The 15,685-nt window shown below is 67.9% G+C and carries 12 protein-coding genes and 2 tRNA genes; 3 read left to right on the top strand and 11 right to left on the bottom strand.

Translation table 11 applies throughout. The features are described 5' to 3' along the window. Positions 1–10: 10 nt before the first annotated feature. The 9 genes from I6L39_RS13165 to I6L39_RS13205 all read right to left on the bottom strand — a co-directional run bounded on the left by I6L39_RS13165 (position 11) and on the right by I6L39_RS13205 (position 8,454). Positions 11–613, bottom strand: a complete 603-nt coding sequence (locus tag I6L39_RS13165) for a CDP-alcohol phosphatidyltransferase family protein (protein WP_042077347.1) — start codon at positions 611–613, stop codon at positions 11–13. Next, positions 606–1,277, bottom strand: a complete 672-nt coding sequence (locus I6L39_RS13170; RefSeq protein WP_216989886.1) for an ATP-binding cassette domain-containing protein — start codon at positions 1,275–1,277, stop codon at positions 606–608. The genes I6L39_RS13165 and I6L39_RS13170 overlap by 8 nt, the downstream gene beginning before the upstream one ends. 2 nt (positions 1,278–1,279) lie before the next feature. Further along, on the bottom strand, positions 1,280–2,929 hold the full coding sequence (locus I6L39_RS13175) for an ABC transporter permease (protein ID WP_216989887.1): 1,650 nt from the start codon (positions 2,927–2,929) through the stop codon (positions 1,280–1,282). 3 nt (positions 2,930–2,932) lie between these two features. After that, entirely contained in the window at positions 2,933–4,102 is a 1,170-nt protein-coding gene (locus I6L39_RS13180) for an ABC transporter substrate-binding protein (protein ID WP_216991793.1), read from the bottom strand. Between the two features lie 20 nt (positions 4,103–4,122). After that, positions 4,123–6,273, bottom strand: a complete 2,151-nt coding sequence (locus I6L39_RS13185; RefSeq protein WP_216989888.1) for an FAD-dependent oxidoreductase — start codon at positions 6,271–6,273, stop codon at positions 4,123–4,125. After that, the gene (locus I6L39_RS13190; protein WP_216989889.1) at positions 6,270–6,845 is read right to left on the bottom strand and encodes a carboxymuconolactone decarboxylase family protein; all 576 of its coding nucleotides are present in this window, start codon (positions 6,843–6,845) and stop codon (positions 6,270–6,272) included. Before I6L39_RS13190 ends, I6L39_RS13185 begins: the two co-directional genes overlap by 4 nt. Continuing rightward, a complete protein-coding gene (locus tag I6L39_RS13195; RefSeq protein ID WP_216989890.1) occupies positions 6,835–7,545 on the bottom strand; it encodes a DUF1499 domain-containing protein in 711 nt (236 codons plus the stop codon). The genes I6L39_RS13190 and I6L39_RS13195 overlap by 11 nt, the downstream gene beginning before the upstream one ends. A 134-nt stretch (positions 7,546–7,679) precedes the next feature. Next, the gene (locus I6L39_RS13200) at positions 7,680–7,958 is read right to left on the bottom strand and encodes a peptidylprolyl isomerase (RefSeq protein ID WP_209793545.1); all 279 of its coding nucleotides are present in this window, start codon (positions 7,956–7,958) and stop codon (positions 7,680–7,682) included. Positions 7,959–8,079: 121 nt separating this feature from the next. Next, complete coding sequence (locus I6L39_RS13205) at positions 8,080–8,454, bottom strand: hypothetical protein (RefSeq protein WP_042077360.1); 375 nt, start codon at positions 8,452–8,454, stop codon at positions 8,080–8,082. Positions 8,455–8,990: 536 nt separating this feature from the next. On the opposite strand from I6L39_RS13205, the gene I6L39_RS13210 reads away from it, so the two are divergent. Further along, positions 8,991–10,766 carry an autotransporter assembly complex family protein gene (locus I6L39_RS13210; protein WP_216989891.1) on the top strand — a complete coding sequence of 592 codons (1,776 nt, stop codon included), beginning with the start codon at positions 8,991–8,993 and terminating at the stop codon, positions 10,764–10,766. A 76-nt stretch (positions 10,767–10,842) separates the two neighbouring features. Then, positions 10,843–14,652, top strand: coding sequence for a translocation/assembly module TamB domain-containing protein (locus tag I6L39_RS13215; protein ID WP_216989892.1), 3,810 nt, complete (start codon positions 10,843–10,845; stop codon positions 14,650–14,652). A gap of 127 nt (positions 14,653–14,779) precedes the next feature. On the opposite strand, the gene I6L39_RS13220 is transcribed toward I6L39_RS13215, so the two are convergent. Further along, a tRNA-Tyr gene (locus tag I6L39_RS13220) sits at positions 14,780–14,864 on the bottom strand. A gap of 31 nt (positions 14,865–14,895) precedes the next feature. Then, positions 14,896–14,980, bottom strand: a tRNA-Tyr gene (locus I6L39_RS13225). A 126-nt stretch (positions 14,981–15,106) separates the two neighbouring features. On the opposite strand from I6L39_RS13225, the gene I6L39_RS13230 reads away from it, so the two are divergent. Next, the gene (locus I6L39_RS13230; protein ID WP_216989893.1) at positions 15,107–15,631 is read left to right on the top strand and encodes a VC2046/SO_2500 family protein; all 525 of its coding nucleotides are present in this window, start codon (positions 15,107–15,109) and stop codon (positions 15,629–15,631) included. Positions 15,632–15,685 lie beyond the last annotated feature (54 nt).

Below are 15,685 nucleotides of genomic sequence, written 5' to 3' on the forward strand. Positions count from 1 at the left end.
GCGACACCCGTCAGCGCAGGGTGTGATAACCGCTCCAGACCCGGGTCAGGGTGGTGATGGCGCAGAGCAGGGCGAAGCCGTAGGCCAGGGGAACGAAGGCGGCGGGCCAGAGGCACATCAGCACGAAGAGCGCTATGGTCTCGCTCCCTTCGGTGAGGCCGCCCAGATAATAGAGGGACTTGTGGTGGTAGACCGGATTGTCGATGCCCCGCTTGCCCGCCATGACGGCAAACGCCAGAAAACTCGAGCCCGTGCCCATGAAGGCGAACAGCAGGGTGGCGGCGGGCAGCGCGTTGGCGGGGTCGGCGAGGGCGAAGCCCAGCACCACGGCGGCATAGAAAATGAAGTCGAGGGTGATGTCGAGGAAGCCGCCGCAGTCGGTGATCCCGGTTTCTCGCGCCACGGCGCCGTCCAGCCCGTCCAGCAGCCGGTTGCAGAGGATGGCGGCGAGCGCCCAGCCATGAGCCCCCAGGGCCAGCAGCGGCAACGCCAGCATGCCGATGGCAAAGCCGGCGAGGCTTATCTGGTTGGCGCTGATCCCGGCCCGGCACAGGGGCCGCGCCAGGGTGGCGAGGGGGCGGCGGACAAGGGGGATCAGGTGGCGGTCAAACAAGGTCGCTCTCCTCTTCATCGGTGGCGGGTGGGATCAGATGCAGTATGGCGCCCGGCGCATCCTCCTCGTCGTGGGTCACCAGAATGGCGGGGATGCCCAGCGCCTTTATGCGGGCGAACACCAGGGTGCGAAACGCCGAGCGCAGCGGCTTGTCGAGGCGCGAGAAGGGCTCGTCCAGCAGCAGGGCGCGGGGCTCGGCGAGCAGGGCCCGCAGCAGGCCGACCCGCGCCTTCTGGCCGCCGGAGAGCTGGTCTGGCCGCTTGTCCCCCTGGCTCGCCAGGCCCACCTCGGTCAAGGCCGCCAGCGCCTTCGCCCTTCTGGCCGCCGCACACCTGATGCTGGCCGGCATGCCGAACATCAGGTTCTCGGCCACCGTCAGGTGGGCAAACAGCAGATCATCCTGGAACAGGATGCCGATCTGCCGTTCCTGGGGGGGCAGGGAGGTGAGCCGGCGCCCATCCAGGCGAAGCTCTCCCTCCAGCCGGAACCGGCCTCTTCCCCTCACGCCGGGCAGTACCCCGGCCAGGGCCGCCAGCAATGAGCTCTTGCCGCAGCCGCTCGGGCCCATCAGGGTCAGCACTTCACCTGGGGCCACCGCCAGGGGGGGCAGCGTCAGCAGGGGGCGCTCGTCCAGAGAGAGGCAAAGCGGGGTGGTGTGGAGCATGTTCAGGGCCTCAAGGCGGGGTTGATGCGGCGCGGCAGCCAGAGTACCAGACCGTAGATGAAAAGCGGCAGCAGCAGTTGCAGCAAGCCGTAGAGCCCTGCCAGCCGCCGGTTGAGGCCGCTGCCGATGGCCACCGCCTCCGTGGTGATGGTGACCACCCTGCCCGCGCCAAACAGCAGGGTGGGCAGGTATTGGGCCAGGCTCACCGCGGCGCCGACGCCGAAGGCGAACAGCAGGGGGCGGGCCAGCAGGGGACCCTTCACCCGCCACCAGGCTCGCCAGGGGCTGGCGCCCAGGCTGAGGGCCACCCGGGTGAGGCGATCGTCGAACTGGCGATAGGGGCCGTGCAGGCAGAGATAGACGTAGGGAAACACGAACACCAGCTGGCTCCAGAGCACCCAGCCCGGGCCGATGCCGCCGAGCCCGAGGCCGTCTATCTGCAGGCGCAGCCCGAACAGCAGGCTGGCCTGGGGCAGCAGCAGGGGCAGGCAGACGAGCCAGAGGGACCAGGAGGCTCCCCGCGGGCCGCGCCCCGGCTGCGCCTCCAGGCAGAGCACCGCCAGCAGGAGCGACAGGGCGGCGCAGAGCAGGGCCAGCCACAGGCTCTGCCACAGCAGGGGTCCCAGGGTGGGCAGCAGCGCCAGCCAGTGGCGGTCGCTCCATTCGCTCGGCCAGAGGGCGGGGAAGGACCAGCGCCTGGCCAGGGACCAGAGCAGCAGGGAGGCGAGCACCAGCAGGTTGATGGCGAGCAGGGCCCAGACCCCGGCCCGGGTGAACCGCTCTGGCCAGGGGGAGGGCACGGCGCGCCTGCCGTCCAGCCAGCGGACCTTGCCGAGAGTCACGTGACCCCACTCCAGCAGCCGCAGGGCGGCAAGCAGCAGCAGGTTGAGCGTGAGCAGCAGCAGGGCGCCGCTGCTGCTCGCGCCGCGCCAGCGCAGATTCGCGTCCTGATACCAGAGCCAGAGGCGCACCGCCAGGGGGGGCGGGGCATCGGGGCCCAGCAGCAGGGCGAGATCCACCACCGCCAGGCCATAGGCGGCGACCGCATAGAGGGGCAGGCGCAGGGCGGGCCAGAGCGCCGGCAGCAGCAGGCGCCACCACAGCTGGGGCCCGCTGAACCCGAGGCTCTCCCCCAGCCACTGCTGGCGCGCCACCCTGGCGGGATCCTGCGCCGCCAGGGCCATCAGCAGCAGGAACGGCGTCTCCTTGAGGATGAGCGCCACAATGAGGCCGAGCCCCCAGGGATCTCTCAGGGTTTGCCAGTCCGGCGGCAGGTCGCCGACGCCGAACAGGGGGGCGAAGAGGCGCAGCAGCCAGCCGGAGGGGGCGAGCAGGAAGGCAAAGCCGATGGCGAAGGCGACGTGGGGCAGGGCCAGCAGGGGGGAGAGCAGACGGTGCAGCCAGCGCATCCAGGGGCGCCCGCTGCCCAGGGCGAGCAGCAGGGCGGTGAACGCCAGGGCCCCCAGGGTGGAGGCCCCCGCCACCCAGAGGCTCAGGCCCGCGGAGTGCCAGAGCCCCGGCTGGGCGAGCAGCAGGCCGAGATTGCCTGAAGCGATGCCCTCCCGCGCCAGCAGCAGCAGGCCGCCGGCGAGCGGTGCGCCCAGCAGACAGGCGCACGTCAGCAGGACGAGGAGACGTGCCTTGGCCTGCATGGATCAGTGGCCATAGCGCTCGGCCCAGGCCGCTTCCAGCCTGAGCTGCCAGCTGGGGTGGGGCTCAGGCTTGGCCTTGAAGCGCAGGGCTGGCCGGCTCGCCCCCGGCAGGGCCTCCTGGCGCAGCACGCTGGGATCGCCCCAGAAGGCGGGATCGGCCTTGCGGGCCTGGGCCGCCGGGCTCAGCAGGAAGTTGGCCGCCACCTTGGCCCCGGCCCGGGCGCTGGCATTGAAGGGAATGGCGAGGAAATGGCTGTTGGTGAGCGCCCCCTTGCTCATGGCCACCGCCCTCACCGAGGGGGGCAGGGTGCCGTTCTGCACCGCGCTTTGGGCCTCTCCCGGATTGAAGCTGATGGCCATGGCGAGCTCGCCGTCGTCCAGCAGCTGTCTGGTTTCGGCGGCGCCGGTGGGAAACAGCTTGCCCTTGCGCCAGAGTGCGGGGTGCAGTTGTTCCAGCCAGGCCCAGAGCGGGGCTGTCACCTTGGCAAACTCGGCATCGGTGGCCTCCCGATAGAGGGGGGCGGGATCCGGAGTCAGTTCCAGCAGGATCTGCTTGAGGAAGCTGGAGCCGTGAAACTGGGGCGGCTTGGGATAGGTGAAGCGGCCGGGGTGTGCCTGGACCCAGGCGAGCAGCGCCGCTGCGGAGGCGGGCGGGGTCTCGACCTGGTCGCCGTCCACCATGAGGTTGAGCTGGCCTATGCCCCAGGGGGCCTCCAGCCCTTCCACCGGCACGGTGAAGTCCTCGCTCACCGGCAGGGTGCCGTCCACCAGCGCCATGTTCGGCAGCTCCCGGGTAAAGGGCGCGCCGAGCAGCCCCTGCTCCTTGAGCGCCTTGAAGTTCTCGCCGTTGACCCAGAGCAGGTCGATGGGGCCGCCGTCTCGCTTGCCGGCCTGTTTGGCGGCCAGCAGCTGGCTGACGCTCTGGGCGATGTCATCCACCTTCACCTGCACCAGCCTGACCCCGTACCGCCGCTCGAGCTCCTGCCCCGCCCACACCAGGTAGGCGTTGATCTCCGGGCTGCCGCCCCAGGCGTTGAAATAGACGGTCTGGCCCTTCGCCTCGGCGAGGGTCTGCTGCCACGGCGTCTCGGCGGCGTGGGGCTGGGCCGCCAGCAGCAGGGGAGCGGCGGCGAACAGGGAACGGAGCAGGGCGCGAAGCCGGGTCTTGATCATGGTGTTCATCTCGTGAAGGGTCAGGCGCCACGGCGCCAACCGTGGTAACGGGCCAGCAGCGCCAGCAGGCGTCCGGGCTGGCGGGCGCGGCGCCAGGCGCCGGCCACGTACTTGTTCCCCTCCGTCAGGGTGGGATAGGGGTGGACGGTGGCGAGGATCTTGCCAAGGCCGAGCCGGTGGCGCATGGCGAGCACGAACTCGGCGATCCGCTCGCCGGCGTGAGCGCCCACCAGGGTCGCTCCCAGGATCTGATCCTTGCCGGGGGCGGTGAGCACCTCGATAAAGCCGCCGGTCTCCCCGTCGGCGATGGCGCGATCCAGCTCGGCCATCTCGAAGCGGGTCACCTCGAAGGGGATGCCCCGGGCCCCGGCCTCTCTCTGGTTGAGGCCGACCCGGGCGATTTCCGGGCTGGTGTAGATGGCGGCCGGGATCACCCGGTAGTCCGCGCGAAAGCGCTTGAAGGGGCCGAAGAGCGCGTTGACGGCGGCATACCAGCCCTGGTGGGCGGCGAAGTGGGTGAGCTGGTAGGGGCCCGCGACGTCCCCCACCGCCAGTATGCTGGGGTAGTTGGTGGCGAGGAAGCCGTCGACCTTGAGGGTACCGCGCGGGGCGAGTTCCACCCCCAGCTCCTCGAGGCCGAAGCCGCTCACGTTGGCCACCCGGCCCAGCGCCAGCAGCAGCTGATCCCCCTCGATGGCCCGGGTCTCGTCGCCCCGGCGCAGGTGCAACCGGATGGGCAGGCCTTCCTCCACCGGCCTGGCATCGACCCGCTCGGCGCGCCAGCCGGTGAGCACTTGTACGCCGTCGCGGGCCAGCTGCGCCGCCAGCGCCTCGGCCACGTCGCGCTCCTCCCGGGGCAGCAGCTGATCGGCCAGCTCCACCAGGGTGACCGGGATGCCGAGCAGGGCCAGGCTCTGGGCCAGTTCGCAGCCGATGGGGCCGCCGCCGAGCACCAGCAGGTGGCGGGGGGGCTCGCGCAGCTGCCAGAGGGTGTCGGAAGTGAGGTAGGGCACGTCACCGAGCCCCGACAGCTCGGGCACCAGGGGCCTTGCACCGGTGGCGATCACCAGGTGGCGGCTCGACAGGCGCCTGCCGTTCACCTCCACCTCCCAGGGGGAGACGAGGCGGGCCCGCCCCTGGATGCACTCCACCCCCAGGGCCTGATAGCGCTCGATGGAGTCGTGGGGCTCGACCTCCCTGATCACCGCGGCCACTCGCTCCATCACGACGGCGAAGTCGGCGCGGGAAGTGCTCTGGCTGAACCCGAGCTCCCCGGCCCTGCGCTGCTCGGCCGCGAAGCGGGCGCTTCGGATCAGCGCCTTGGAGGGGACGCAGCCGGTGTTGAGGCAATCCCCCCCCATCCTGTGCTGCTCGATGAGCGCCACCCTGGCCTTCATCGCCGCGGCAAGATAGCTGGTGACCAGCCCCCCGGCCCCGGCGCCGATCACCAGGAGGTTGTAGTCAAAGCGCGCGGGTTTGCGATAGGGGGCGTGCAGGCGGCGCAGGGCGAGACGGCGCTGCAGCCAGCGCATCAGCCAGGGCATCAGGCCGAGCAGGGTCAGGGCCGCCACCAGCCCGGGGGAGAGAATGTTGCCGGTGCTGGTGAGGGTGGCGAGCTCGCTGCCCGCCAGCACGTAGACGAAGGTGCCCGGCAGCATGCCGAGCTGGCTGACCCAGTAGTAAGTGCTGACCCGGATGGGGGTGAGCCCCATCACCAGGTTGACCAGGAAGAAGGGGAAGAGGGGGATGAGGCGCAGGCTCAGCAGGTAGAAGGCGCCATCTTTCGCCATGCCAGCCTGAACGCTGGCGAGCTTGTCGCCAAAGCGCCCGGCTACCCAGTCCCGCAGCATGAAGCGGGCGCTGAGAAAGGCCAGGGTGGCCCCCAGGGTGCTGGCAAAGGAGACCAGCAAGAGTCCCCACTGGATGCCGAAGACGGCGCTGCCCGCCAGGGTCAGCAGGCTGGCACCGGGCAGGGAGAGGGCCGCGGTGATCACGTAGATCAGCATGAAGGCGAGGGCTGCCGCGGCGAAGTGCGCCTGCACCCAGGCCGAGACCTGGGCCTGCCGCGCCTGCAGTTGGGCGAGGCTTAAGTAGCCGTCGAGATCCAGGGCGAAGAAGGCGCCGACAAGGGTGCCCATCACCAGCAGCAGAAGGAGGCGTGCCCTGGTCATTGGCGATCCCGTTTGGCAGGGCGCTCGGGCTGCACCGGCAGCTGGCAGAACCCCTGGGGCGGGATGTCGAGGGCGGCGTTGAACTTGGCGGACATGTTCTGGAAGGCGATGAGGCCGGTGAGCTCCACCAGGGCGTCGTCATCGAACCAGGGCTTGAGGCGGGCGACCTGCTCGTCACTCACCCCGTCGAGGCCGGTCATGGCCTCGGCGTAATCGAGCACGGCCCGCTCCCGCTCGTCGAACAGGGGGCTGGTGCGCCACTGGGCGAGCGCCTCCACCTTGTCGCTCGACCCCGCCCGCTGGATCAGGGTCATGGCGTTGATGTCGACGCAGAAGCGGCACCAGTTGAGCTGGGAGACCCGCACCGTCACCAGGGAGCGCAGCACGGGATCGACGGGGGAGCGCCTGCGGTTGATGACGCCGTAGAGGGTGGCGACGGCGGCGAACAGGCACGGAGAGCGGCCCCAGCACTTGCCGGGGATCAGCACCTGGCCGTAGTTGCGTTGCTGCAGCCAGAAGAAGGGGCGGATGAACCAGGCGTAGGCTCGATCCGGTTTGACCTCAATGCGCATGTTGTTCCTCGTCGAGTTTCTGCATCTTGGGCTTGTAGGCGCCCCCCAGCCGTTCGTTCAGCCGGTTCAGGAAGTCCAGGATCCGCGCCCGGTTGACCCCCAGATCGCTGCGCCCCTGGCGGGAGGCGGAGCGCATGTCGATCCGGGTCTCTTTCGGCCCGGCGAAGACCCGCAGCGCCACGTCATCCTGAAAGCCGAACCAGCCGGTGGTGACGACTGCCTCGAGGCCATTCGGGCTCGGCTGAACCCGCCAGCCCAGCTCCGTCATCAGCTCGTCCGCTTCGGCGAGCACTTCGGCGGGGGAGGCGTGGGTATAGAGAGGACCGGGGTTGCCGGGAAATACTTGCAGGGGCGGAGTGTTGACGGGGAGATCCTCTGCCGTTCTCAACTGCTCGGCCCACTGGAGGCGGGGAGGATGATGGGGATCCGTGCTGACGTCGTTGGTGAGCGGCGAGCGCAGCGCCTGGACGAGGAACAGCAGGGGCAGCACCAGGGGGGCTATGCCCCAGATGTCGGGCCACAGGGTGGGGGCGTTGCGATAGCGCCAGGGAAGGCGCAGCAGGAGCCAGAGGCCGATCAGGGCGCTCACGATGCAGAGGGCGAAACCGAGCCACCAGGGCCAGAGGTGGGCGCGGCTGCCGAGGGCGCCCCCCAGGGGCAGCAGCCAGGCCAGCAGGGGCCACCACAAAGAGCTGTGCATAAGACGGATCCACTGGTCAGGATGGAACTATGCCCAGAAGGATAAACTTAATTGCCTGATAACGTTAGTAAATTATCGTTGCGTCTTTGGGCTTCAGGGGCCGGGAACCTGGGGCCGACCCCGGGCAGCAGCCCTCAGCTGCGATAGAGCACCTTGATGAGATGGAAGCCGAACTTGGTGCGCACCGGCCCCAGCACGGTCAGCAGCTCCCCCTTGAACACGGCATCGTCGAAGGCCTTGACCATGTCCCCCTTGGAGAACTCTCCCAGGTCGCCGCCGCGCTTGCCGGAGGGGCAGGTGGAGAAGCGCCTGGCCATCTGGCCGAAGTCGGCGCCCTTGGCGAGCTTCTCCTTGATCTCGAGGCACTGTTTCTCGGTCTTGACCAGGATGTGCTGGGCACAGGCTTTTTTCATCGGGGCGCTCCTCGGTGGCGGTAAAGGGGCGCAAGATTACTCCAATTGCGCCCCTGCGTCAGCCCCTTGCGGCGCAGCCTGATGGCGCGTCCTCCTGGCCGTCGGCAGATGGCTGGCAGGCTCAGCCGCGGGGATGGGTTGCCAGGCGGACCCTGGGGCGAGACTGCCAGAGGATCTCCAGCCCCAGCAGGGCGTAGAGGCACCAGATGGCCAGGGGATTGAGCCAGTCGCCACCCAACTGCAGTGTCAGCAGGGCGCCGCCGACCAGCAGCAGCACGATCCCGGGCAGGCGCCAGTGGGCCGGCAGCGGGGCCAGCAGGGCCATGCCCAGCAGCAGGGCGAGGCCGAAGGGCAGGTTGAGGGCGGTGAAGGCCAGGGCCTGCTGGCCGTTCATCCCGGTCAGCAGGGCCAGCAAGGCGCTGCAGCAGGCCAGGAAGGTGATGAATTCGAGCCGGTCGGCGATGTAGTCAGCCAGTTGTTCGCTGCGTAAGGTCATGGGAGCTCTCCTGCGATGAATGGAGTCAGTGTGAGGCAGGCGGGAGATCAGTGGCAGCGGGATAAATCGATTGAATTGAACGAAGCTTTAGTGCTTCCTATCAAGTTATTGATTTAAACTTATTTTCTGGTGCAATCGCCGGCAGGAAGGCGGTGGAGCCAGACGATGACGTCAAGTCGGCCGGGTCGTCCCCCCTCGCAAAGTCCGGTGTGATTCGACAGGAACTGTCGCTCGGAGGGAGGCTGCGAACAGGAGACGGCACTGAGTGCGGGCAGGCGGCGGACGTTTGAAGAGACGGTTTTTTGTACGACCCTCGCCGAGAGAGTGCACAGTCTGGTCGCTCTGGCAGGGAGGCGAGCCCGATGGCCGTCGTTCGGGTCGCGGCCCGGGGGCGGGCATCATGGTCAGGACTGGGCCCGATCGGGGGATCTCGCGACGGGGATTGTGCTAGGATGGGCGGCATTTGGCCGGGGTGAGTCCCGGTATCGTTCTGAATAGAACAATTTTTCAATCATGTTATTCGGGGAAATTGACGTTTGACAGGATGCTATCCTACTTTTCCAGCCGGGAGCACTTCATCCGGGCGATCCCGTCGCCCCGGGCCCGGCACCTTGCTGCTGCTCCTCGCCCTCTGGTTGCTGGCCACCCCCGCCATGGCGGCCAAGCTGACCTATCAGATCAAGGGGGTCAAGGGGGAGCAGAAGGATAACGTCGAGGCCTATCTCAATGCCCTGCCGGTCTACCAGGAGCGCCAGTACCGCCCCGCCCGCGCCAAGATCACCGAGAGCGTGCAGAAGGCCCTGCAGGTCTACGGCTACTACCAGTCGAAGATCACCCTCACCCGCGACAAGAAATCCCCGGCCAGGGTCGTCATCGAGATCGAGCGGGGAGAGCCCGTGATCATCTCGCGCCTCGACATCCTGCTGGAGGGGGATGCGGGCAGCGACGAGGTCTACAGCGAGCTGCTGGACAAGCTGCCCCTGAAGGAGGGGGATCCCCTCAACCACGGCAAGTACGAATCCATCAAGGCGGATCTCGGCAGCCTGGGGCTGGCGCGGGGCTACTTCGACGCCAAGATCAGCAAGAGCCAGGTCAAGGTCTTCCCGGATCAGGGCAAGGCGGAGATCTACATCCTGTTTCGCTCCGGCCCCCGCTATCATTTCGGTGAGATCCGCTACGACGCGACGCCGGAGGCGCTGCGCCTCATCCGGCCGCTCATCAACATCCAGACTGGCGACCCCTATCTGGCGATCCGGCTGGCCGAGATGTCCCAGGACGTCTCCTCCACCAAGCTGTTCAAGCAGGTGGACATCAAGCCCCTGATCAGCCAGGCCGAGGACAACCGGGTGCCGGTGCAGGTGACCCTCTCCAACCGGGTCGACCACGAGATAGAGACGGGTATCGGCTATGCCACCGACGTGGGGCCGCGCCTGAGCGCCACCTGGGAGAAGCCCTGGGTCAACCGCTACGGTCACAGCCTCTCCAGCACCGCCAAGATCTCGGCCCCTGAGGCGGAGCTGAGCTTCGACTACCAGATCCCGGTCGGCAACCCGCTGCGGGACTACTACTCCCTGCAGGCCGGCTACCAGTACACCGACAACAACGACACCCGTTCCGATCTGGCCACCTTCGGCGTGCACCGCTGGAAGCGGCGACCCGAGAGCTGGGACAGGGATGTCTTCGTGCGGCTGGAGAACGAGCGCTATGTGCAGGGCAACGACGAGGGGAACAGCCTGCTGCTGATCCCCGGGGTCTCCTGGTCGCGGCTGCGGGTGCGCGGCGGCCTGGTGCCGGACTGGGGGGATCGCCAGCAGCTGACGATGGAATTCTCCAGTCCCTACTGGGGCTCCGACATCAACTTCATGCGGGTGTGGGGACGCAGCAAGTGGCTGCGCACCCTGGGGGAGGATCACCGCTTCCTGATGCGGGTTGAGCAGGGGGCCATCGTCGGGGATGACTTCTCCCTGGTGCCCCCCTCCCTGCGTTTCTTCACCGGCGGCGATCAGACCATCCGCGGCTACGGCTATGAGACCGTCTCGCCGAGGGACGAGGAGGGCAAGCTCACCGGGGGCCGTTACACCAGCGTGGGCAGCCTGGAATACAACTACCGCTTCAGCGACAAGTGGCTCGGCGCCCTGTTCGTGGATGGCGGTACCGCCACCGTCGACTACAGCGAGGCCTGGAAGATAGGCACCGGGGTCGGGGTGCGCTGGGTGACCCCCATCGGTCAGGTCAGGCTGGACTTGGCGGTGGGCATCTCCGAAGAAGACAAGCCGCTGCGGCTGCATTTCGCGCTGGGGCCAGAACTATGATCCGGTTTGAACGCCTTCGTCCTCTTCGCTCTCTTTTCTGGCCGCTGCGGCTGCTCTCCTTGCAGGGGTCTGCATCGTGATCTGGGTAAAACGCATCTTCCTGTGGCTCATGGGCCTCTTCTTCCTGCTGCTCATCGGCGTCAGCCTGCTGGGCTTCACCCACCAGGGCAACAAGTGGCTGTGGCAGCAGGCCAGGGGCGCGCTGCCCTCCCTCAAGGGGGAGCTGGTGGCGGGTCAGCTCGGCTATGGCTGGATCCTGGAAGGGGTCGGCTGGCAGGACGAGCTGGTGGATGTCACCGTGGAGCGGGCGGTGCTGGACTGGGATCTCGGCAAGCTCTTGCAGGGCAAGCTCTGGATCAAGTCTCTCGCGGTCACCCGTCCCGTGGTCCGGGTGGCCGAATCCGAACCTGCGCCGGAAGCGCCGTCGGAGCCCTTCGTCTGGCGCCCGCTGCCGCTCAAGATCCAGGTGGACAGCCTCAGGGTGGCCGGCCTCGATCTGGCCGTGCCCGGCGTGGTGGTGACCCTCAAGGATCTCGAGATAGGCGCCACCCTGGATCGCAAGGGGCTCATGGTGCGCGGTCCCGTGCTCGATGGTCTCGACATCGTGCTGGCACAGGCCCCCAAGGAGGCCGGCAGCAAGCCCCCCGCCGACAAGGGGAAGGAGCCCGCCAAGCAGGGGCAGGGCAAGGGCGAACCGCAGAAGGCGAAGGAGGTGGCGGCCAAGGCGTCCGAGGGGCGCCAGGCTGACAAGGGCAAGGCCGCGAACAAGCCCGAGCCCATAGTGCTGCCCGAGATCCGCCTGCCTTTCCCCATCCAGCTGGAAGGCCTGAACGCCACCAGGCTGCGCTACCAGCAGGGGGAGCTCGTCGAGGGGCTCGACACCCTGCTGCTGTCGGCCAAGGCCCAGGATGAGCGCATCGACGTGCGGGAGCTCTCCCTGCGCCACGCCATGGCGGATCTGGCCTTGAGCGGCCATGTGCGCCTGGTCGAGGATTATCCCCTCGCCCTGACCCTGGATGCCAAGGCCCGCAAGGGGCTGCTGGAGAACCAGCTCAAGGGGGAGCAGGCTAACCTGACCCTGGCGGGGTCCGTGGGCAAGCTGGGGCTGGCGCTCAAGGCCAAGGGGCCGGTCACCGCCAATCTCAAGGGATCGCTCGCGGCCCTCGATCCGGAGCTGCCGTTTGATCTGGCGCTGGACTGGAAGAGCCTCGCCTGGCCGCTGCACAAGCCAGCCAAGGATGAACCCAGTTACCGGCTGGACAAGGGCACCCTGAGCGCCAAGGGCAAGCTCTCCGGCTACCAGTTTGCGCTGAAGACCGCCGGCAAAGGCACCGATGTGCCGCCCTTCAAGGTGGCCCTGTCGGGCAAGGGGGATCTCGGCCAGCTCAGCCGCATCGAGCTGCTGCTGGGTGCCCTCAAGGGGGAGCTCAGGCTCGACGGCAAGCTGGCCTGGAACAAGGGGGTGCAGTGGCAGGGCACCACGGAATTCAAGGGGATCAACCCGGCCGAGCTGGTGCCGGAGATCAAGGGGACGCTGGCGGGCAGGATTGCGAGCCGCTTCGAGCTGGACGAGGCGGGCCACTGGCAGCTGGCGCTGCCGGAGCTCAAGGTTGACGGCAAGCTCAACCAGTATCCTCTGGCGCTCAAGGGAGCCCTCAGCGGCAACGACAAGATGGAGTGGACCATCCCGGCCCTGGCGCTGCAAAGCGGCCCCAACCAGTTGCAGGCGAAGGGCTCCCTCACGACCCTGGCCTGGAAGCTGGATGCGCAGATCGACGCCCCCAAGCTAGGCGGCATCTACCCCGGCCTTGGCGGCGATCTCAAGGGACAGGTGCGCGTCACCGGCAGCCAGCAGGCACCCAGGGTGAGCGTGGATCTGGCGTCGAGCCGCCTCTCCTATGCGGGGACAGTGCTCAAGGAGACGGCCATCCGGGGCAATGCCCTGGCGGGGGACAAGCCTGCGGGCGAGCTGGGCGTGACGGTGGCGAGCCTGGCGCAGGGGGCGACCGCGCTCTCCCAGATCGCCCTGAACCTGAGCGGCGATCTCAATCGACACGACCTGACCCTGACCATGAAGGGGGAGCCGGTGGCCGCGGATCTGCGCCTGAATGGCAGTCTGCGCGGGGAGCGCTGGCGTGGCGCTCTCTCAGAACTCAGGCTGAAGACCCCCCTCAAACGCTGGTCCCTGACCGCCCCCTGGGCGCTGGACCTGGATCTGCCGAGCCAGCAGCTGACCATGGGGGATCTCTGCCTGGGGTCCCAGAAGGCCAGCCTCTGCGTCAAGGGCAGCCGCATCTCCCCGGCCCAGGGCAGCCTGGAGTTTGCCCTGAGCCAGTTCGATCTCAAGCGGCTGCGCCCCTGGCTGCCTGACAACTTCCGCTGGCAGGCGGTGCTGTCGGCGGACGGGCGCGCCAGCTGGCGCGGCAGCCAGCCAACCCTGCACGCCACGGTGCGCACCACGCCGGGCACCTTTGTCGCCGACGAGCTCAAGACCGACTACCAGCGCCTGGAGCTGGGGGTGGACTTCGAGCGCCAGCAGGCCGCCATCCGGGTCGACTTCGCGTCCCAACAGATCGGCAATATCGACACCGATCTGCTGATCAGGGAGCCCGCCGGTCGCGGTCAGCTGTCGGGCCAGCTCAGGTTTGACGATCTCAAGCTGACCACCTTCGCCCCCCTCATCCCCGAGGTGCGCTCCCTGCAGGGGATCATCTCGGCGGATGCCCGTTTCGACGGCACCCTGGCCGCGCCCCTGCTGTACGGCGAGCTGGATCTGCGGGAAGGGGAGGTGCAGACCCACTCCGACATGGTGACCCTCTCCAAGCTGGTGACCCGCCTCAAGATCGATGGCAACCGCGCCGAACTCGACGGCTCCATGCTGGTGGGCAAGGGGCCCCTGGCGCTGGGAGGCTGGCTGAGCTGGGCCCGGCAGCCCGTCACCGGCAGTCTTACCATCCAGGGCAAGGATCTGGAGGCCCAGTATCCGGGCATGGGCCGGGTGCGGGTGACACCGGATATCGCCATCTCCCTGGGTGAGGAGACCCGGGTCACCGGCCAGGTGGACATCCCCTGGTCGCGGATCCTGGTCAAGACCCTGCCCGAGAGCGCGGTGGCGGTCTCCGATGACGTGACCGTCATCTACGACGATCTGCCTCCCGTACCCAAGGCGGCGCCGCTGCCCATGGAGATCAAGCTCGCCGTCCGGCTCGGGGACGATGTCCGGCTGGAGGCCATGGGGCTCAAGACCAAGGTGACGGGGGCGCTCAACATTCGCCAGGATCCGTCCAAACCCTTGGCGGGCAATGGACAGCTGGAGCTGAAAGACGGGCGCTTCAAGGCCTATGGCCAGAACCTCATCATCAAGGAGGGGCGTATCCTCTTCTCCGGCCCCATCGATCAGCCCTATCTCAACATCGAGACCTACCGGGATCCCGATACCATAGAGGACAACGTCACCGTCGGGGTGCGGGTGACCGGGCCGGCCGCCAAGCCGAAGATCACCGTCTATTCCGAGCCGCAGATGGCGCAGTCCGAGCAGCTCTCCTACCTGCTGCGCGGCAAGGGGCTGCAGACCAGCGGCGAGGATGGCGGCTTCAATGGCCTGCTGGTGGCGGGGGCCGTGAGCCAGGCGAGCGGCGTGGTCTCCAGCATAGGGGAGTCCCTCGGCATGAGCGACGTGGCCCTCGACACCGCCGGCAGCGGAGACGATACCCAGGTCACCCTGTCGGCCTACCTGCTGCCCGGCCTGCAGTTCCAGTACGGGGTCGGGGTGTTCAGCCCCATCGCCGAGTTCAAGCTGCGCTACGAGCTGATGCCCAGGCTCTACCTGCAGGCCATGAGCGGGGTGGCCCAGGCGGTGGACATCTTCTATCGCTTCACCCTGTGAGGACGCGGGATGCGAAGACGGGAGGCCAGGGGTCTCCCGTTTTTTATTGCCCGGGGAGGGAGGCGCGGTCGGGAGCGGGGAGCCGGAAAAGCGAAAACCCGGCGCGAGGCCGGGTTTTCTGGAAGAGTGGTGGAGGGAGAAGGATTCGAACCTTCGAAGGCAGAGCCGTCAGATTTACAGTCTGATCCCTTTGGCCGCTCGGGAACCCCTCCACGGGGCATTGCCTGATGGTGCGCACTTGAATGGTGGAGGGAGAAGGATTCGAACCTTCGAAGGCAGAGCCGTCAGATTTACAGTCTGATCCCTTTGGCCGCTCGGGAACCCCTCCCCAAGTGCGAGGCGCATACTAACAGATCTGCCGCGCTTGTGAACCCCTTGGTAGGGATTTTTAATGCTTAAAGGATCGGGTTGATGGCCGATAAGCAATGAAACCCTTATTTCCAAGATTTATCTCATGCTGCCCAGTGCGATTCGTGACCGACTGCTCGTCGATGAGGCCCAGCTTGGCCAGCGGCTCAACCAGGATCTCCGCCAGGGAGACAGGGCCGACTTCAGGCTGCACCTGGCGCTCCTGACCGAGGCGGTGGAAGAGCAGCCCTGGTTTGAGGACCCGCCCCCGGCTGCCTACGGCACGACGCCGTGGCGCACCCGCTTTGGCCTGATGCCCCAGGCCCCCCTGCAGGGGGGAATGGAGGAGACCGGGGCCGGGGCGCTGAACGAGTGCCTGCAGCAGGGGGGCTGCATGGCGGACGTCCGGCTCTGGCTGGCGCTGCGATCCCCCCCGCTGGTGAGCCGGGCGCCGGCGCTGGATCCCGCCGTCTATGACAACCTCTCGGCACTGGGCCGCGAGCGCTGGCTGGGGAAGCAGGCCGCCAGCCCCCTGGGTGGCGAGCCCAGGGGGGAGGAGCCCCTGCTCATGTTGCCGCTGCTGGATGAACTCTCTCGCGAAGTGGATGCCAGGCTGCGCTGGCTGGGGTGATGGGCGCCGAGTCGGCGCCATGCAAAAAGGCGGGATGACCCGCCTTTTGCTCAA

Origin of the sequence: Aeromonas sp. FDAARGOS 1409, from assembly GCF_019048705.1 — a bacterium.
Taxonomy (GTDB): Bacteria; Pseudomonadota; Gammaproteobacteria; order Enterobacterales; family Aeromonadaceae; genus Aeromonas; species Aeromonas sanarellii.